At 47.3% G+C, this 17,608-nt stretch carries 14 protein-coding genes; 2 read left to right on the top strand and 12 right to left on the bottom strand.

The window, feature by feature from the left end; translation table 11 throughout:
* Positions 1-32: 32 nt before the first annotated feature.
* Positions 33-1,112, top strand: coding sequence for a LacI family DNA-binding transcriptional regulator (locus QVP35_RS05625; RefSeq protein ID WP_022260881.1), 1,080 nt, complete (start codon positions 33-35; stop codon positions 1,110-1,112).
* On the opposite strand, the gene QVP35_RS05620 is transcribed toward QVP35_RS05625, so the two are convergent.
* The 9 genes from QVP35_RS05620 to QVP35_RS05580 form a co-directional block, all read right to left on the bottom strand.
* Entirely contained in the window at positions 1,109-2,713 is a 1,605-nt protein-coding gene (locus QVP35_RS05620) for an amidohydrolase (RefSeq protein ID WP_022260880.1), read from the bottom strand. The genes QVP35_RS05625 and QVP35_RS05620 overlap by 4 nt on opposite strands.
* Before the next feature lie 71 nt (positions 2,714-2,784).
* The gene (locus QVP35_RS05615) at positions 2,785-3,699 is read right to left on the bottom strand and encodes a diacylglycerol/lipid kinase family protein (RefSeq protein WP_009289081.1); all 915 of its coding nucleotides are present in this window, start codon (positions 3,697-3,699) and stop codon (positions 2,785-2,787) included.
* Positions 3,700-3,758: 59 nt separating this feature from the next.
* Entirely contained in the window at positions 3,759-5,189 is a 1,431-nt protein-coding gene (purB, locus tag QVP35_RS05610; protein WP_006566548.1) for an adenylosuccinate lyase, read from the bottom strand.
* A gap of 12 nt (positions 5,190-5,201) precedes the next feature.
* On the bottom strand, positions 5,202-6,629 hold the full coding sequence (purF, locus tag QVP35_RS05605) for an amidophosphoribosyltransferase (RefSeq protein ID WP_009289082.1): 1,428 nt from the start codon (positions 6,627-6,629) through the stop codon (positions 5,202-5,204).
* Between the two features lie 24 nt (positions 6,630-6,653).
* On the bottom strand, positions 6,654-7,358 hold the full coding sequence (gene purC, locus QVP35_RS05600; protein WP_006566550.1) for a phosphoribosylaminoimidazolesuccinocarboxamide synthase: 705 nt from the start codon (positions 7,356-7,358) through the stop codon (positions 6,654-6,656).
* A 138-nt stretch (positions 7,359-7,496) separates the two neighbouring features.
* The gene (locus QVP35_RS05595; RefSeq protein WP_022260878.1) at positions 7,497-8,693 is read right to left on the bottom strand and encodes a glycoside hydrolase family 3 protein; all 1,197 of its coding nucleotides are present in this window, start codon (positions 8,691-8,693) and stop codon (positions 7,497-7,499) included.
* Between the two features lie 80 nt (positions 8,694-8,773).
* On the bottom strand, positions 8,774-10,912 hold the full coding sequence (locus QVP35_RS05590) for a sensor histidine kinase (protein WP_022260877.1): 2,139 nt from the start codon (positions 10,910-10,912) through the stop codon (positions 8,774-8,776).
* Entirely contained in the window at positions 10,884-11,591 is a 708-nt protein-coding gene (locus tag QVP35_RS05585) for a response regulator transcription factor (RefSeq protein ID WP_022260876.1), read from the bottom strand. Before QVP35_RS05585 ends, QVP35_RS05590 begins: the two co-directional genes overlap by 29 nt.
* Positions 11,592-11,686: 95 nt before the next feature.
* On the bottom strand, positions 11,687-12,331 hold the full coding sequence (locus QVP35_RS05580) for a DNA-3-methyladenine glycosylase family protein (RefSeq protein WP_009289086.1): 645 nt from the start codon (positions 12,329-12,331) through the stop codon (positions 11,687-11,689).
* 290 nt (positions 12,332-12,621) lie between these two features.
* Here QVP35_RS05580 and QVP35_RS05575 point away from each other — a divergent pair, with 290 nt between their 5' ends.
* Entirely contained in the window at positions 12,622-14,661 is a 2,040-nt protein-coding gene (locus tag QVP35_RS05575) for a thioredoxin domain-containing protein (protein ID WP_009289087.1), read from the top strand.
* On the opposite strand, the gene QVP35_RS05570 is transcribed toward QVP35_RS05575, so the two are convergent.
* Genes QVP35_RS05570 through QVP35_RS05560 form a run of 3 tightly spaced genes read right to left on the bottom strand, consistent with a single transcriptional unit; the run spans position 14,644 to position 17,454 of the window.
* The gene (locus tag QVP35_RS05570) at positions 14,644-15,096 is read right to left on the bottom strand and encodes an NADH-quinone oxidoreductase subunit NuoE family protein (RefSeq protein WP_009289088.1); all 453 of its coding nucleotides are present in this window, start codon (positions 15,094-15,096) and stop codon (positions 14,644-14,646) included. The two genes, QVP35_RS05575 and QVP35_RS05570, sit on opposite strands and share 18 nt — an antisense overlap.
* Positions 15,093-16,019, bottom strand: coding sequence for a tocopherol cyclase family protein (locus QVP35_RS05565; protein ID WP_006566558.1), 927 nt, complete (start codon positions 16,017-16,019; stop codon positions 15,093-15,095). The genes QVP35_RS05570 and QVP35_RS05565 overlap by 4 nt, the downstream gene beginning before the upstream one ends.
* Positions 15,976-17,454 carry an FAD-dependent oxidoreductase gene (locus QVP35_RS05560; protein WP_009289089.1) on the bottom strand — a complete coding sequence of 493 codons (1,479 nt, stop codon included), beginning with the start codon at positions 17,452-17,454 and terminating at the stop codon, positions 15,976-15,978. Before QVP35_RS05560 ends, QVP35_RS05565 begins: the two co-directional genes overlap by 44 nt.
* Positions 17,455-17,608 lie beyond the last annotated feature (154 nt).

The following is a 17,608-nucleotide window of genomic DNA, read 5'->3' as shown; positions in this document are numbered from 1 at the left end:
TTAATAAATATTTTTTTTGATTAGGAGGGTTTATGGCTTCAAAGAAAAAGATCACTACAAAAGATGTTGCAAAATATGCAAATGTTTCCCAGTCTGCCGTATCCATGATTCTAAATCAGAAGAGCAATGTATCCTTTTCTGAAGAGACAAGGATCAAAGTATTAAACGCGGCAAAAGAACTTGGATATGAAAAAAAGAAAAAAAAGGCTGCTCAGCCCGCGGGTCTTTCCAAAGTCATCGTTATTATGTGTCCATTTTTGTCCAACCATTATTACTCGATCCTTGTACATTCCATCACAGAGCGCGCCCACGACTACGGATATGTCACCTTCGCGGCCCCTACTCTGAGGAATCCCAACACCGAGCAGTTCTACCTGAATATGATCCAGGATTTTGACGCGGCAGGCATTGTCTATCTTTACCCGACTTCCTGGCTTAAAGATGTTAACGATATGTCCAAACATATTCCCGTCATCAACATCGGGGATAAAAATGACGACATCATGTTTGACTCCATCCATGTCAGCAGCACCAAGCCGGCCTATCTGGTGGCAGAACATCTTCTCTCCCTCGGGCACCGGAAGATCACCTACGTATCCACGCCTATGAGCACAATTGAGCGTTCCCGTTCCAAACGTTTTGAAGGTCTGAAAAAAGCCTTTTATGAGCACGGATTCGATCCTGAAAATGTGACATGCCGCTCTGTTTCAACTGGAGAGTACAACACCCTTTCCCCGAATATGCTGGAGTATTCCTGCGGCTTTAACCTGACCAAAGAAATCCTTACCGAGGGAACAGATTCCACTGCGTTTGTGGCCTACAATGACATGGTCGCCCTGGGGATCTTAGACGCCCTTTTTGATATGAAATACAAAGTTCCGAATGATTTCTCTGTCTGCGGCTTCGACAACATCCCCATGGCAGACATGCGCAGGATCTCCCTTACAACGGTGGAACATTCCATCGAGGCAAAGGGGCGGGAGGCCGTGGACATCATCGTGCGGCACAGGGAATCCAAGACAAAAAATAAGCCGAGGAGCTTCGTTACGAAACTCGAGTTTGAGCCTTTCATCGTCAAGAGAAACAGCACCGGGAAAGCCAGGAACACCTAGCATTTCCGGTACACAGTCTCCCCCTCCTTCAGCGTCTCCGTCACCTTGATATCTTTCAGTTCTGATACAGGCGTTTTCAGTGGATTCCGATCGAGGATCACAAGGTCTGCAAGTTTTCCTTCCGTGATACTCCCTTTTTTGTCTTCTTCAAAATAGGCATAGGCCCCGTTGATCGTCACGGCTTTCAGTGCCTCGAAGACATCGACCCGTTCTTCCTCTCCAAGGATCTTTCCCTCCCTTGTCACCCGGTTTACTGCGCACCAGACTGTATGCAGCATATCCGGAGGGACAACCGGAGAGTCCTGATGAAAATTCACACAAAGCCCCTGCTCAAATGCAGACTTGGCAGGACTTATGGCTTCTGCCCTTTCTTCTCCCAGATTCTTTAAATGAATGTCACCCCAGTAGTAAACATGATCTACAAACATCGACGGGATCATACCGATATTTTTCATCCTGAGAAGCTGATCTTTCCGCACGGTCTGGCAGTGAATCATGACCGGTCTCAAATTATCTTCTTTTGAGACACCGCACTGTTCCATGGCCTTTTCAAAACTGTCTATCCACTGCTGGGCAGCCGCGTCTCCGTTGCAGTGGGCGAGGATCTGAACACCGTTTTCTATGGCATTCCGGATATATGTCTGTACTTTCTCCTGTTCCATTGCCGGATATCCCCGGTATTCTTCTTCTCCCACATAGGGTTTCGACAGCCATGCGGTCTTTCCCTGTGGAGATCCGTCCAGGATCACTTTCCGGCCGCCCAGTTTCAAGTGATTCCAGTATGCTTTTTTAAGTTCTGCATATTCCTGCTCCAGCTTTTCCGGTTCTTCTCCGACGAGGACATAAGAAACAACGTCTGCTTTCAGCAGCCCTTCTTTTGCGGCCTCAAACAAAGTCTCCATATCCTGTCCGGATGCCGCACCGTCCTGGATCGTAGTAATTCCGTGGGACAGGTAAAGCTCCTGGGCTTTCTCTATCTGTGCTTTCGGATCCCCTGGAATCTTTGCGTATACCCGGGCCAGAAGCAGGTTCAGTGCCTTCGTCTCTTCCGCATATCCGTCCGGTTCCATAGACCCCGGTATCCTGCCGAATCTGGAACCTTCCATATCAGGTGCCGACGCATCGATCCCTGCCTCTTTTAACAAAACGGAATTTCCAACCCCCATATGCCCGGACGCATGCAGCACAAATACCGGTATTTGATCAGAAACTTCATCCAATACGTTTTTATCCGGATGCTTCTTTTCATCCAGAAAATTGTGGTCATAACCCACACCTATGACAGCACCGCCGTCTCCAATCTTCTTTTCCTTCTGGAATGCGGTCAGGCGCATTTTGATGTCTGCGAAGCTTTCGCATCCGGACAAATCAGCAAACTGTGAAAATTGGGCCACAAGAGAAATATGACTGTGTCCGTCTATAAATGCCGGCATCAGGGTCTTCCCGTTAAGATCTGTCATCTCCGGCTGATGTGCAGCCCTCACTGCTTCTTTCAGGCTTCCTGTGAACGCAATGATGCCGTCCGATATCAAAACTGCCTCCGGCTCTGTCCGGGTGTCTTCCATAGTAAGAATATCCCCATTATAGTATATCTTGTCCATCTGATCCCTTCCTCTCTGTAAATCATTGACCTTGTTAGGATTTACAGATGGGAACAATTTTACTCCTCCGTTCAGCCCAAAATCTGCAAATTTTCAGAGCCGATTTCTGCCGTCACGTGGCATGACTGCCCCGGTACTTCTCCGTCCATATGAAAAAACTGAGGTTTCTCCATAAAAAATTCTGCCTTCCGGCAGCGGAAACTGTAAACACCCGGACAGCCAATATGCTTTCCTCCGGGTACTCTGGACAGCAGACGAATCATCTTTGCCTTTGATATGCCTGCCACAATACACAGATTCAGAAAACCGTCATCCGGCCGGGCATCCGGTGAAAATTTCAGGCCCCCGCCCTCATAAGGCAGGTTATGGACCGATGTAAACAGCACATCGTGAAATATTTCTTCTCTGGAATCATCAAGAACCAGCCGCATCTCAAACAGTTCAGCCGCAAACAGGCCGCGAAGACCGATCCCCAGATAAGTCAGTTTTCCCATGTGGAGCCGGTTCATCAGCTTTTTTGTCTTTGCGTGATTGACCATATGGCAGACCCGTGCGTCATATCCTATCCCGGAGCTGACGAGGAAACACCCGGAGGCATCGGGAGCAAAAGTGCTCCCCACATTGATCACGGCCCCGTTCTCATCTGCTAAGATGCTCCTGAGTCTCTCTTTCGGGTCTTTTGAATACCCCATCCCCCTGGCAAAGTCATTGCCGGACCCTGCGGGAATGAAAGCAAGCTTCGCCTCTGTTCCTTTCTTCATTCCCGAAACCGTCTCATGAAGTGTCCCGTCGCCGCCCACCGCTACAATCACATCCGGCCTGCCTTTCTCCGTGATCCGCTCTGCAAATCTCGCGGCATCACCTTCTCCTTTTGTCAGGAGTTCACGGAATACGATCCCTTCTTCCAGCAGATATGTCTTGATCTCCTCCCAGCAGCGCATTCCTTTTCTGGAACCTGCGTTTGGATTTACAATAAAATAATACATCATCATCCCCTATAAGCAGAGAAAGCCCCTTTTTAAAGGAGCTTTCCATCAAATAAATATTATACCGTGATCTCGGCTGTCATTCCGAGCATTTCTTTATTTTCATCCAGGATCGGCTGAATGACTTCGCTGACAAATTCCTCTGTCTGCTGTGGTGCACGTCCCACGAAGTTTTTCGGTTCCATGATCGCTTCCAGCTGTTCCATCGTCATTCCGAAGGAAGGATCGTTCGCAATCCTCTCCAACAGGTCGTTTTCTTTCCCTTCTTCTTTGACCACTTTTCCGGCCGCCATAGAATGTACACGGATCTTCTCATGAAGTTCCTGGCGGTCTCCGCCTGCTTTTGCTGCGTCCATCATGATATTTTCCGTTGCCATAAACGGAAGTTCTTTCATAAGACGGCTTTCAATAACCTTAGGATAAACGACCAGACCATCCACGACGTTCAGGTACAGATCCAGGATGCCGTCAATTGCAAGGAATCCTTCCGGTACAGAAAGACGCTTATTGGCAGAATCGTCCAGAGTCCTCTCAAACCACTGGGTAGAAGCTACGAGCGCAGGATTCATGGCATCGGAGATCACATAGTCAGCCAGGGAAGCCATACGTTCGCTTCTCATCGGATTTCTCTTGTATGCCATAGCAGAAGATCCGATCTGGTTCTTCTCAAACGGCTCCTCTACCTCTTTCAAATGCTGAAGGAGGCGGATATCATTGGAGAACTTGTGTGCAGACTGTGCGATGCCGCTTAAAACGTTCAGCACTCTGGAATCAATCTTCCTTGAATAGGTCTGGCCGGATACCGGCTGGCACTTCTCATATCCCATTTTTTCGGCAATCATGCCGTCGATCTTTTTGATCGTCTCATGGTCACCCTCAAACAGTTCCAAAAAGCTTGCCTGAGTCCCGGTCGTTCCCTTGGACCCGAGAAGACGCATATTGTCAATGACATGGTCAAGATCCTCCAGATCATACACAAGATCCATCAGCCAGAGGCTTGCCCGTTTCCCAACTGTAGTCGGCTGTGCCGGCTGAAAATGGGTAAAGCCAAGGGTCGGAAGGTCCTTGTATTCCAGAGCAAACTTGGAAAGCTCGGCGATCACATTCACAAGCTTTTTCTTCACAAGCTTTAATGCCTCTGTCATGATGATAATGTCTGTATTGTCTCCGACATAGCAGGAGGTGGCTCCCAGGTGGATAATGCCTTTAGCGTTAGGACACTGCTGTCCATAGGCATAGACATGGGACATCACATCATGACGGACTAATTTCTCACGCTCTTTTGCGACATCATAGTTAATGTCTTCTGCATGTTCTTTCAGCTCGTCAATCTGCTCCTGTGTAATAGAAAGTCCCAGTTCCTTTTCCACTTCGGCCAGTGCGATCCACAGTTTCCTCCATGTTTTAAACTTCATATCCGGTGAAAAGATATACTGCATCTCTTTGCTGGCATATCGTTCGGATAAGGGGCTCTGATATTTATCGTTCATGAATTCTTCTCCTTATTTGTCGTAATCTCCGCGGATATTATCCTTCGGCGGTTCCATCGGATATTCTCCCGTAAAACAGCCTTTGCAGATCGGCAGCCCCTCAGAGAGCTGTTCCAATCTCTCAGTCTTTAAGTAGCCCAGGCTGTCCGCTCCGATCAGATCACAAATTTCATCAATGCTTCGGTTATACGCGATCAGCTGCTCTCTGGCAGGAACATCGGTCCCGAAATAACACGGCCATAAGAAAGGCGGTGAACTGATCCTTACGTGGACCTCACTGGCTCCCGCCTCTCTGAGCATGGAGATGATCCGGTCGCTGGTTGTACCCCGGACGATAGAGTCGTCGATCATGATGACTCTCTTTCCTCTCACAGATTCTTTTAAGACATTCAGCTTAACCTGCACGCTGGACTCCCGGCTGCTCTGTTTCGGTTTAATAAATGTCCGTCCCACATAAGTATTTTTCACAAAAGCTGTTCCATAAGGAATTCCCGATTCCAGAGAGTAGCCCAGTGCAGCGGCATTGCCGGATTCCGGCACACCCACAACGATGTCCGCATCCACCGGTGAATCAATCGCCAGATACTTTCCCGCCTGAAGCCTTGACTGGTACACGCTGACTCCGTCAATACAGCTGTCCGGCCGCGCAAAATAGATGTATTCAAAAACACATCTGGCGGCTTCTCCCTTTGGAAGGCACATACTGCAGTCTGACTGAATGCCGTCTTTTGTGATCGTAACGATCTCACCCGGCTCCACATCCCGGACGAACTCAGCCCCTACCGTATCCAGAGCACAGGTCTCAGATGCCAGGATGTAGGCATTATCTCTCTTTCCGATGCAGAGCGGCTTAAAGCCATATGGATCTCTTGCCCCGATGAGCTTTCTTGGAGACATCACCACAAGAGAGTATGCGCCCTTTATCTTGCGGATGGCCTTTGCCACTGCGTCTTCCACGCTGTGGGTATTGACCCTCTCCCGGGCAATATGATAAGCGATCACTTCAGAATCTATGGTTGTCTGAAAAATAGCCCCGGAATATTCCAGTTCATGCCTTAACTCCAGCGCATTGATCAGATTACCATTGTGGGCCAGTCCCAGAGTACCTTTGACATAATTTAATACGAGCGGCTGCGCATTCTCGGGACAGCTCTGTCCTGCAGTAGAATATCTGACATGGCCGACACCAATATCGCCTTTCAGTTCGCCTAACGATTCCTGAGTAAAGACTTCATTACATAGTCCCATACCTTTTCTGGAAGAAACCTTCCCTTTCGGACCGTTGGTATCGGAAACCGCGATTCCGCAGCTCTCCTGTCCCCGGTGCTGAAGCGCAAATAAACCATAATAAATTGTAGAAGCCACGTCATTGCCGTCAAAATCATAGACTCCGAAGACGCCGCACTCTTCTCCTAACTTGTCAAAACGTTCTATGTCCATTTTCAAGCCTCTCTTAAGAATAAATTATAAGCCAAGTCTTCTGTATACTTCTTCGTATGCCTCTTCCACGTCCCCTAAATCTCTGCGGAAACGGTCTTTGTCTAATTTCTGGTTTGTCTCTAAATCCCAAAGACGGCATGTGTCCGGAGAAATCTCATCTGCTAAGATGATCTCATCTTTATAACGGCCGAATTCAATCTTAAAGTCAACCAGTTTAATGCCTATCTTCTTAAATTCCTCAATCAATGCCTCGTTTACTTTAAATGCATACTCTGTGATACGTTCTACTTCTTTGCGGTTGGAAATACCGATAGCATAAGCAAAATATTCGTTAATCAATGGATCTCCAAGATCATCATCTTTGTAGCTGAACTCAAGGGTTGGCTCTAACAATTCAAACCCTTCTTCAATTCCAAGTCTTTTAGAAAAGCTTCCTGCCGCCACGTTGCGGATAATCACTTCCAAAGGTACGATCTCTACCTTTTTTACAACGGTTTCACGATCGCTGAGTTCCTGTACATAGTGAGTCGGAACACCTTTTTCTTCCAGCATCTTGAACATGTAGTTGGACATGCGGTTATTTACAACACCTTTTCCGATAATCGTTCCTTTTTTCTCTCCGTTGAACGCTGTCGCATCATCTTTATAGTCGACAATTAATAAATCCGGATCTTCTGTTGTAAATACTTTCTTTGCCTTTCCTTCATATAATAATTCCTGTTTCTCCATGTCTTATCTCCTTTATTCTTCTGCTTTTGCTGCATTGCCTCAAACCGGAGGCTTCCTCACAAATAGTATCACATATAAAAAACCAGTGCAATATTTTCTACTGCACTGATTTTTATTTTTCGACAAACAAAAAAATTATTAGTCATCCTCAAGAAGGTTGGTATCCGGCGGTATCACGCCCCTTTTCAGCTTCGTGTAAATGATCCTTCTCACAGCTTTATCTATGACAGATTCCTTGATCTCCCCATTTTTTACAGCCTTTCTCACGGCCTTAAACGCCTGTCCCAGATTCTCCGGCATAACGACAATATTTACGCCTGCCTTTACCGCCTTCACCGCAGCCTCTCCTGAAGTATAGTTATCTGTGATGGAATTCATATTCATAGCGTCGGTCAGGATCAGACCGTCATATTCCAATTCATCTCTTAAAATGTCCGATATTACCCGCTCGCTTAAACTGCACGGCTCCTTTTCATCCGTTACATTGGTAAGGATCAGGTGGGAAACCATGACTGCGTCAGCGTCTGCATCCATACCGCTTTCAAATGGAAGAAACTCTTTTTTCCTCAGCTCCTGGATAGACTGCTTCGTCTCCACTGCCCCTCTGTGAGTATCTCCAAGAGCGTCGCCGCTTCCCGGAAAATGTTTTAATGTCGCAGAAAACTGCTGCTTCTGCATACTTTTCACCAGTGTCTTAACGATGGATGCCACTTCCTTGGCATCAGAGCCAAAGGCCCGGTTTCCAACCTCAGTGTTGTTCTCATTTGAGAGAACATCAGCCACAGGGGCCAGATTCATATTGATGCCAAGAGCCTTGAGCTGTCTGCTCTGCTCCTTCCCCATCTTGGCGATCTGCTTGTCTGTGTAGGTCTCCCCGATTTCTTTGGCGTCAGGATACTGGCTGACTGCGTCCGGCAGCTTTGAGGCAATCCTCGAGACAGTGCCTCCCTCTTCATCAGCCGCTATAAACAGCGGTACATAGGAAGCGCTTTGAAAATCCTTCGTAAGCTGCTTTAATTGCTTCTCAGAATCTACATTTTTTGAAAACAGAAGAATCCCGCCCACAGGATATTTCTTCATAGCCTTTTTCATGGAAGCTGTAACCTTTGTCTGATTCTTGCTGCCCGAACTGTCCAGAGAGTACATGGATACCATAAAGAGCTGTCCGATCTTCTGTTTCAGTGTCATCTCCTTCGTGATATCCTTTGCCATGCCCTGAAGGGTAGCCTCGTCCAGATCTTCTGTTTTTGTATAGTCCTTTTTGCCGTCAATGTTGCACCCGCATAACAAAAGACAGAGTGCCAGCAGCATGCATGTAATACGTCTTTTCATCATAGAAATTCCTTTCTTCAATGAAGTTATTATAGCATGGAATGGCACTTCTGTCATTGTCCTTACATTTAAAACTTTGTGTCCTACGGAAGGATCGGGAACAGGATCATAGCCTTAAACTGATCTCCGTCGATCTCGATCTTAAATTCTCCCCTGCAGTTTGCAGTAAAGCTGTCTGCGATCGAGAGTCCCAGGCCGTTTCCTTCACTGGTCCTGGATTTTTCTCCTCTGTAAAAGCGCTCCATGATCTCCTCCTCCGTAAAGTCCATTTCATAACCGGACGTATTCTGGACCGTCAGGCAGACTCTGCTGCCCTGATTTGAGATCGTGGCAAAAATCCTTGTACCTTTCAGGGAATACTTCAGTGCATTTTCCAGTATATTCTGCACTACCCGGTACATGCGGTTCACATCCCCCTTAAATTTCGTATGCTCTGCATCACACTGAAATTTCACTTTAAAGCCGGACTCTCTGATCTGATCGCTCATATCCTCCAGAGTCTGTTCCATCAGTTTTTTAAGATCCATCGGCTCCAATGTAACCTTGGCCTCACCGCTGGTGGATTTTGCAAGTTCAAACAGATCAGCGATCGTATTTTTCAGTCTCTCTGTTTTCTGATTCAATATGGTCACATAATCCCTCGCCTCAGGAGAAAGTGAATCATCTCTTGCAAGAAGATCCACATAGCTGATGATCGACGTGAGCGGCGTTTTCAGATCATGGGATACATTTGTGATCAGGTCGATCTTCATGCGTTCCCCTTTCATCTGGTCCTGGAGGGATTTGTCCAGGCCGCTTCCGATGTTGCTCAGCTGTTTCGACGCGTTATAATACAGGGATTCCTTCGGTATGTCTGCATCGGCTTTCAGATCTCCCTCCGAGATCCTCTCGATCTGCCAGATCAGTTTTCCAAGATCCCTCTGCTGCCTCGCAACCTCATCAAAATGTTCTCCCAGATATTTCATGCCAAGGACACCCACACAGAGGGCAATCACTGCCAGAAGAGGCGACCAGCCGATCATAAACAGTCCTGCAAAGAAAATCGCAAGCATGAGGTATTTCCCTTTTCGGTAGATCGAAAGCCGTTCCACGGCCAGACGGTCTGCGAACTCCAGAGCTTCTTTCTCGGCCTCCCGTCTCTGCCTGTTCCTGCGGTACCATCTCCGGGCCGTGCCCACGCAAAGTGTGTGTTCTAAAAATGTTCCTTCTTTCAGTCGCCAGACTGTTGTCTGCAGACAGATAGACAGCACCATCCCGATCATTAGAAGTACGATCCCCGCAAATGTCATAATCGGTATCAGATCTTCCTGCTGAAGAGCACCGATGGATGCAGCCGCCACTGTTCCTGTTCCCATGAACAGTCCGAAGCCAATGACGCACAGGATCACCTCGTACCAGATGCGGTCCATATTCTCAAAAAAGCGTGCGCGGCTTTTCTGAAGTGCAAACAGCACGGACAGGGCAAGCAGTCCCAATACCTCTGCTCCCAATAAGATGGACAGCTTGATCATCATTTCTTTCCTCACATCAGGAAATGTCTTATAGTGTTTATTCAGCGCGTTATAATACCCATCGTAAAAGCCTACTTCGATCACTGCTGATTCCAGCCTCTGCTGTTTTGCATCGTCAATGAAAAATGTCTGTGGCAGGGAAAGGCTTCCCCTGTTCATAGAGTTTCCGCTGATATTGTAAAAATCCGACGGTGACATCGTATTATCTTCGGAATCATAATAAGCCTCATCCATATTTGCATTGCTTGAATATTTTGCTCTTATGCTTTTGTTGGGATTCAATCCATACCCCAGCGTATCGTTTCTGTTGATCACGATCTTTTTCTTAAATACAGGTTTTCTTGCTGTCTTGGCATCGGCACCGTATTCTTTCGTCACGGCTTTTTTGCCGTAGGGCTGAATCGTAAGTTTTGCCTTTACAAAAATCTCGTTTTCAAGGTTGGACGGAAGTTCTGATTCAACATCATCATAATTCTGATCCATCAGATTATTCGCTTTCACCCATTTGTTTAAAATCCTCTGGACGGCGTGCACATAGTAATCGGAGTCTTCCATCCGCTCACCTTTTTTGATCGTTGTGAAATCCAGTCCGTCATTATAATTATCCATGGTGTGCATCTGATAGATGCCGAACAGCACTCCGCCCACCATGGCGATGATCACCGCAGCGATCAGTCCGCTGTTAATCCATTTTTTCCATTTTGTATCCAATTCCCCATACCACCTTTAAATATTTTGGGTTCTTCGGATCAATCTCAATCTTTTCACGGATCCTCCGAATATGAACCATCACTGTGTTTTCTGTTGCATACGCCGCTTCTTCCCAGACTCTTTCATAGATTTCTTCGGCGGAAAAAACTCTGCCCGGATGCCTCATCAGCAAATTCAGAATTTTAAACTCAGTTGCTGTGACTTTCACCGGTTCCCCGTCCACATAAATGCATTTGCCGTCCAGGTCCAGCGTCAATCCGCCAAGGATCAGCCGGTTCTTATCTTCCGGCCCTGCCGCTTTGCTGCCGAGCTGTAAATATCTGCGAAGCTGGGATTTTACCCTTGCAATCAGCTCATCCGGCCGGAAAGGTTTGCTGACATAATCGTCCGCCCCCATGGAAAGTCCTAAGATCTTATCGCTCTCCTCCGTCTTAGCAGACAGGATGATGATCGGAATATTTTTACTCTCCCGGATCTTCATGGTAGCAGATAATCCGTCCATACCCGGCATCATTATGTCAATGATCAGAAGCTGGATATCCTGCTCCACGAGCACATCCAGAGCCTCCAGGCCGTTATAAGCTGGAACTACATCATATCCTTCCAGTTCCAGACGCTTTTTGATCGCTCCCACAATCTCTTTGTCATCATCTACTACTAAAATCTTGGGCTGTGCCATAGTCTTCCTCCTCTTTTTCTTGATAACCACAGTGTATCATCCAATTCTGAGATTTCATTGAATACAATTCTGAAAAAAATCTTACAATCGTTGTTTTATTTCTTTTTCTTCGGCGCATAGTCTTTAAGTTCCGGGAGTGCACCTCCTGCCACAGCCCACAGATAAAGGCTGGCCACAGTTCCATAGGGGCTGTACCGCCCCGCGTATTTTGCAAATAACTTGGGAGTAATGGTTCTGTGATGGTAAAGCATTCTCATCCCTCTCTGGATCGCCAGATCAGAATAGCTTACGATATCCGGCCGCTGCATGGAAAATGTCATCAGCATCTCCGCCGTCCATACCCCGACTCCGGGCAGTTTTGTAAGCTCCTTCTTGACCTGTTCATCCCCGGCCTCTTTCAGGCCCTCAAGGTCCAGACTGCCGCTCAGAATTCTGTCAGCAGCAGCTTTTATGTACCCTGCTTTCCTGAAAGAAATCCCAAAGCTTTGAAGTTCTTCTTCTGTACACTCCCCCACCTTTTCGGGAGTGACATCCGAAAGTCCGTCTTTTATCCTCCTCCAGACTGTCTCCTGGGCCTTCGTGGAGATCTGCTGTCCCACGATGGAATTCACAAGCGCCGCAAACAATTCTGTGTGAACCTCTCTTTTTATAAATCCGATCCGGTCAATAGCCTGTCCCAGGACCGGGTCCCTCGATTTTAAGTACCCGATTTCCTGTTCTCCGTATTTAAAATATTCCATGAATTTTTCTCCTTTATTCTTCTTTCTATTATAACAGAACCTGAGCCGGATGAAACAAAAAGGAACTGCATATTCTAAAGGCATCACATTTTCCACATGATTTCCGTTCGGCTCTTAGAATGCCTCACTCCAATCATGTAGAAAATGGAGATAATGTCTGCTGGATAAAGAATTCTTCAAACAGGAGGCAACATTCTGCAATAGTTTTTCTTCACTATCATAAGGAAGCATTTCAAGAGCTGACTGGAGATAGTGGAGAAAAACTCACACTTACTTGGAAAGGAGTTTTTATGTCTATTTTTGAACCAAATCTTTTAATCCATGAAAAATCACCCTATCTGCTCCAGCACGCTCATAATCCAGTGCGCTGGTATCCATGGGGTTCCGAAGCTTTTGAAAAAGCCAGGGCAGAAGACAAGCCTGTTTTTTTGAGTATCGGCTATGCCTCCTGTCATTGGTGCCATGTAATGGAGGAGGAATCTTTCGAAGACCATGAGGTAGCAGAGCTTTTAAACAAGCATTTTATTTCTATTAAAGTAGACCGGGAAGAACGCCCGGACATTGATTCCGTCTATATGTCTGTCTGCCAGGCAATGACCGGTTCCGGAGGCTGGCCCATGTCTGTTTTTATGACACCTGACCAGAAACCGTTTTTTGCAGCCACTTATCTGCCTAAGACTTCCCGATACCATCTGACAGGCCTCATGGACCTGCTGCCCCGGATCTCTCTCTTATGGAAACAGGACCGGGAACGCCTTTTAAAGATCGGAAATGAGATCACAGACCACCTGAATACAGACCAAAGACCGTCAGAAACTGTTTCCCTGTCAGAAGATGTCCCGGCTCAGGCCCTGGCAGATCTTAATGCATCCTTTGACAACGTCAACGGTGGGTTCGGCACGGCGCCCAAATTTCCGACTCCGGCAGTGCTGCTGTTTCTGATTCAGCAATACAAGCTGTGCGGTGACAAAGACAGCCTGGCTATGGCAGAGCACACACTTCTTCGCATGTACCGGGGAGGGATCTTTGACCACATCGGAGGCGGCTTTTCCCGCTATTCTACCGATGACCGCTGGCTTGTGCCCCATTTTGAGAAAATGCTGTATGACAACGCACTGTTATTAGAGGCATATGCGGAAGCTTACGCGTGCTGTGAGAATCCTCTCTTCCCGGAAATCGCCGACGCCGTCGTATCCTGCGTCTTGAATGAACTTTCTCATCCCGATGGAGGCTTTTACTGCAGCCAGGACGCTGACAGCGAAGGAGAAGAAGGAAAATACTATACTTTTACCAGAGATGAAGTCCTTCACGTTCTGGGAGAAGAAAACGGCAGCCTTTTCTGCTCCCTCTATGATATTACGGACCGGGGAAATTTTGAAGGCAAAAGCATCCCGAATCTGCTCAAGCAGTCTCCATTCCCGAATGACCACGAGGGTCTGAAAAGGATGAAAAGGACCCTTTATCTTTACCGAAAAAAACGGACCAGCCTGTCCACAGACAAAAAGATCCTGACTTCCTGGAACTGTCTGATGATCTCTGCCCTTACAAAGGCATCCCGGATCTTCGGGCGGGAGAAGTTCCTTGCTGCCGCTCAGAAGGCAGAATCTTTCCTCGACAAACATTTAAGGAAAGATGACGGTCGTCTGTTTCTCCGGTGGTGTGACGGTGAAGCGGCTTACGACGGCCAGCTGGAGGACTATGCTTTTTATTCTCTGTCCATGCTTTCCCTCTACCGCTCTACATTTCTGGAAGAATATCTTGAAAAGGCGGTACAGGCGGCAGATCTCATGATCTCTCTGTTTTTTGACCGGGAACACGGCGGTTTTTTCCTCTATTCCAGCGAAAGCGAGGCCCTGATCTTAAAACCGAAAGAACTCTATGACGGCGCCATGCCTTCCGGCAACTCCGCTGCCCTCCATGTACTCTTTATCCTGTCTAAAATAACCGGAAAATCCATATACAGAGACTGCATGGATCAGACTTTTTCTTATTTTTCCCCCGAGCTGTCTGTCCATCCTTCTGCTTACTGTTATGCTCTGTCCGTGCTGTCTTCCCAGTTTCATCCGTCCAGACAGCTGGTCATCACAACAAAAAAAGAGAGCCTTCCCAAAAAATTCATGGAACTGCTCTCCAAACCTCAGATGAACGACTTCACCGTGCTGGTCAAAACAGAACAAAACAAAGATACACTGGCTGCCATTGCTCCGTTCACGAAAGAATATCCGGTTCTTGCTGATAAAACATCCTGCTACCTCTGTCGGGGAGGAGCATGTCAGGCCCCGGTCTTTGACGCAGAAAGCCTGGAAACACTCTTACAGGCGGCGGATTAACCCGGCCGCCTGGTCCGGCGTCATGTGATGGTGAAGTACCCCATTGATTATAAGATTAGGGCCTTTGCCGCATCGCCGGGTACACCTGCCTTTCACAATTTTAATGGAGATCCCCTGGTCCCGTTCTTTCTCCTCACCGGCAGCTTCCACAGCCCTCAATATTTCAAGGGCTTTTCCTGCCCCGCAGGACGGGCCGGTGCAGACCTTAACCTCATATTTTTCTGAAACTTCCTTGAAGCCGGGATACTTTTTTACGAACGCGGCCAGAAAGGACGGCTTGACTCCAAGCCGCAGGGCAGCTTCTTCCTGTACTGCTTTCGGGATGCATCCCAGCACCTCCTGGATCTCCCGGAGAGCAGAAAGAATCTCTTCCTGTCCCGCGGGCTTTCCCTGCCTCTCATAAAACCTCAGGATCTCATCGACATGCGGATTCATGACTTCTCCTTTATGCTCTGTTCAAAACTTCCCCTGTCTGTGATCATATCGAGAACTTTCAGTTTCCGGTCCCAAAAAGTATATCTCACTCTGCAGCAGAGACTTTCTCTGATCCTCCGGTCCATTGCCCCGTGTTCCGGCGCAAGAAGCTCATTTCCCTCTCCCGAAAGCAGCTGGGCCCGGAGTTTTAAATCTCCCTGACGGATGATGATTCTGGATTTCCAGTCTGTCTTTACCTTAGCGCCCAGGTAAGTACCCATCTTATATTCTTTTCCGTATAAATGAAGCGCCGCCAGCACGCCATCGAAATGAAGACCTGCAATCGGTATTTTTGCCGCCGCCAGCATCAGGCTGTTCTTTCCGCTGTCGGGAAATATGCTCTGGGACCATAGGTAGGCATCCGGAAAAGATCCGCCCCAGTCCTTTTCAATGTATCCTGTCCCCTGATCAAAGTTCATTTTATATCCGTTCAAAGTGAGTTCTCCGAAAAGCTGATGCCGCATACTGATGATTCCATGGCGGCACTGCATTCCGGGCACATACCGGAACGGCCCCATAATATCGGAAGAAAGAGGATGAATATTTTTATAAATGATCCTCCCCTCAAGGCTCAGTCCTTCCTCATGGATATTGAGAAGAATCCCCCGCTCAGAGAAAATGCTTGCTGGACCCTCTCCTCTTCCCGTGTCCAGGACCACATGAAACTTCTGTTTCGAACCACAGAAAGCCTCTGCCTTCCATGAAAAATACCATGACTGTTCCTTTGTAATCACCTGAAGGGATGAAAATGCATTTCCTTCCCGGTCAATATGATAAGCCGGTATGACCGAAAACATCTGATCCCCTTTCTGGTGTTTTAAATACCATCCTTCAAAATAATTATTCTTTCTTTTTGTACCCTGAAATGCATTCGGGTTTTTCATGTGTTAAATCCTCCTTTGCTGGATTGTCAATCAAATTTCCTTTATAGTCAAATCTGGAACCATGACATGGACAGTCCCAGCTTAATTCCTCCGGATTCCATTTAAGGATGCACCCCAGATGCGGACAGGTCAGAGAAACCACGTGAACACTTCCTTTTTCGTCTCTGTATCCCCCGGCCTTTTTCCCTTCGTATTCGATCACGCCGCCCTGTCCCTTTTTAAGATGCGCTGCCGCTTCATCCGGAATCTTCATTCTCTCCAGCACAAAGTTCCTGGCAGTCTCCATCCCCTCTTTTGCCAGCGGTTTGGCTGAAGCTTTCAGATGAAGCCTCTGAGGTGAAAAAACATGGGCAAAGGCATTCTTCTTTTCAATAATATAATCTGTAATCAAAAGAGCCGATGCCATGGAAGAACTCATTCCCCACTTTTTAAATCCTGATGCCACATACCATCCCGTCTTTGAAAAAGAGTAATATCCAATGTACGGAATGGAATCAATGGTCATACAGTCCTGTGCGGACCAGGCGCTTTCCACCCGGCAGTTTTCCCAATACTGTCGGGCATTAGACTCAAGCATCTGATACTGCCCTCCCAAAAGATTCTCTCCCGTCCTGTGACCGCCGCCGCCAAATAATAAATATGGCCCGTAAGACCGGAACGACAGGCCGTCATTTGGATCGACTCCCAGATACATATTTTCTATATGATCGGTTCCCGTGAGAGCCAGAACATAGCTCCTTTCCTGATGCATCCGCAGAAAATAATATCCGGGCCGGTTCATGATGGGATAATGGGTCGTAAAGACGATATTCTCCGCCTCAACAGTTCCCTGGTCCATGATAATTTTATTTCCTTCCACGTCTGTGACAAGGGTCTGTTCATATATCTCCAGCCCTTCCGCCGCTGCTTTTAAGAATTTCAGCGGATGGAATCTGGCCTGTCCGGTATACCTGACCGCCCCTTTCACGGAAAATGGAAGTTCTGTCTGTGACGTATAATCGGCCGGAAGTCCTAATGACTGTGCCGCGCGGACTTCTTCCTTCAGCGCCTCCTCCTGATATTTGGAATATAAATAGGAGGAACACTCTTTAAAATCACAGTCGATCTGATGATCCTTGATCAGCTCCCTGTATTTTCTCACCGCAGCCTGGTTCATCAGCGCATACTGCCTGGCCTGTTCCTTTCCGACTTCACGGATCAGCTTTTGGTAGATAAGACCATGGGAAACTGTAATTTTTGCCGTAGTCCCCTTTGTCTGTCCGCTGCCGATCCTGTCTGCCTCCAAAACGAGAACCTCTCTACCCTCCAATGACAAGAGATACGCTGTCAGAATCCCGGCCATGCCTCCGCCGATCACTGCAGTTTCAACTTTTTTTCTCCCCTGAAAAGGCGGGAAAGAAGGCATATCCACAGTCTTTTCCCAAATTGTATCCACTAAAATCCCTCCCTTCATTTATTTTTCTTTTTAGGATGGCTCAAATCAATCAGGACTATTCACGGCAGAATTGTTAGCACTCATATTAATCGAGTGCTAATTTTCTCTTGACTTTCCCTTTCTGTGGCTCTACAATATTATGCAGAACGGCAGA

This window comes from Anaerostipes sp. CAG:276 (assembly GCF_000432215.1).
GTDB classification, from domain to species: domain Bacteria; phylum Bacillota; class Clostridia; order Lachnospirales; family Lachnospiraceae; genus Anaerostipes; species Anaerostipes caccae.
Note: the sequence above shows the minus strand (reverse complement) of the source record. Positions and strands in the feature narration are given on the sequence as shown.

Coding starts and splice junctions, on each gene's coding strand:
- QVP35_RS05580 (WP_009289086.1), bottom strand. CDS start 12,331: ATGGAATATTTTAAATACGGAGAACAGGAAATCGGGTACTTAAAATCG.
- purB (WP_006566548.1), bottom strand. CDS start 5,189: ATGAACGATAAATATCAGAGCCCCTTATCCGAACGATATGCCAGCAAA.
- QVP35_RS05615 (WP_009289081.1), bottom strand. CDS start 3,699: ATGTATTATTTTATTGTAAATCCAAACGCAGGTTCCAGAAAAGGAATG.
- QVP35_RS05565 (WP_006566558.1), bottom strand. CDS start 16,019: ATGAAAAACCCGAATGCATTTCAGGGTACAAAAAGAAAGAATAATTAT.
- QVP35_RS05575 (WP_009289087.1), top strand. CDS start 12,622: ATGTCTATTTTTGAACCAAATCTTTTAATCCATGAAAAATCACCCTAT.
- QVP35_RS05625 (WP_022260881.1), top strand. CDS start 33: ATGGCTTCAAAGAAAAAGATCACTACAAAAGATGTTGCAAAATATGCA.
- QVP35_RS05585 (WP_022260876.1), bottom strand. CDS start 11,591: ATGGCACAGCCCAAGATTTTAGTAGTAGATGATGACAAAGAGATTGTG.
- QVP35_RS05595 (WP_022260878.1), bottom strand. CDS start 8,693: ATGATGAAAAGACGTATTACATGCATGCTGCTGGCACTCTGTCTTTTG.
- QVP35_RS05570 (WP_009289088.1), bottom strand. CDS start 15,096: ATGAATCCGCATGTCGATGAGATCCTGAGGTTTTATGAGAGGCAGGGA.
- QVP35_RS05620 (WP_022260880.1), bottom strand. CDS start 2,713: ATGGACAAGATATACTATAATGGGGATATTCTTACTATGGAAGACACC.
- purC (WP_006566550.1), bottom strand. CDS start 7,358: ATGGAGAAACAGGAATTATTATATGAAGGAAAGGCAAAGAAAGTATTT.
- purF (WP_009289082.1), bottom strand. CDS start 6,629: ATGGACATAGAACGTTTTGACAAGTTAGGAGAAGAGTGCGGCGTCTTC.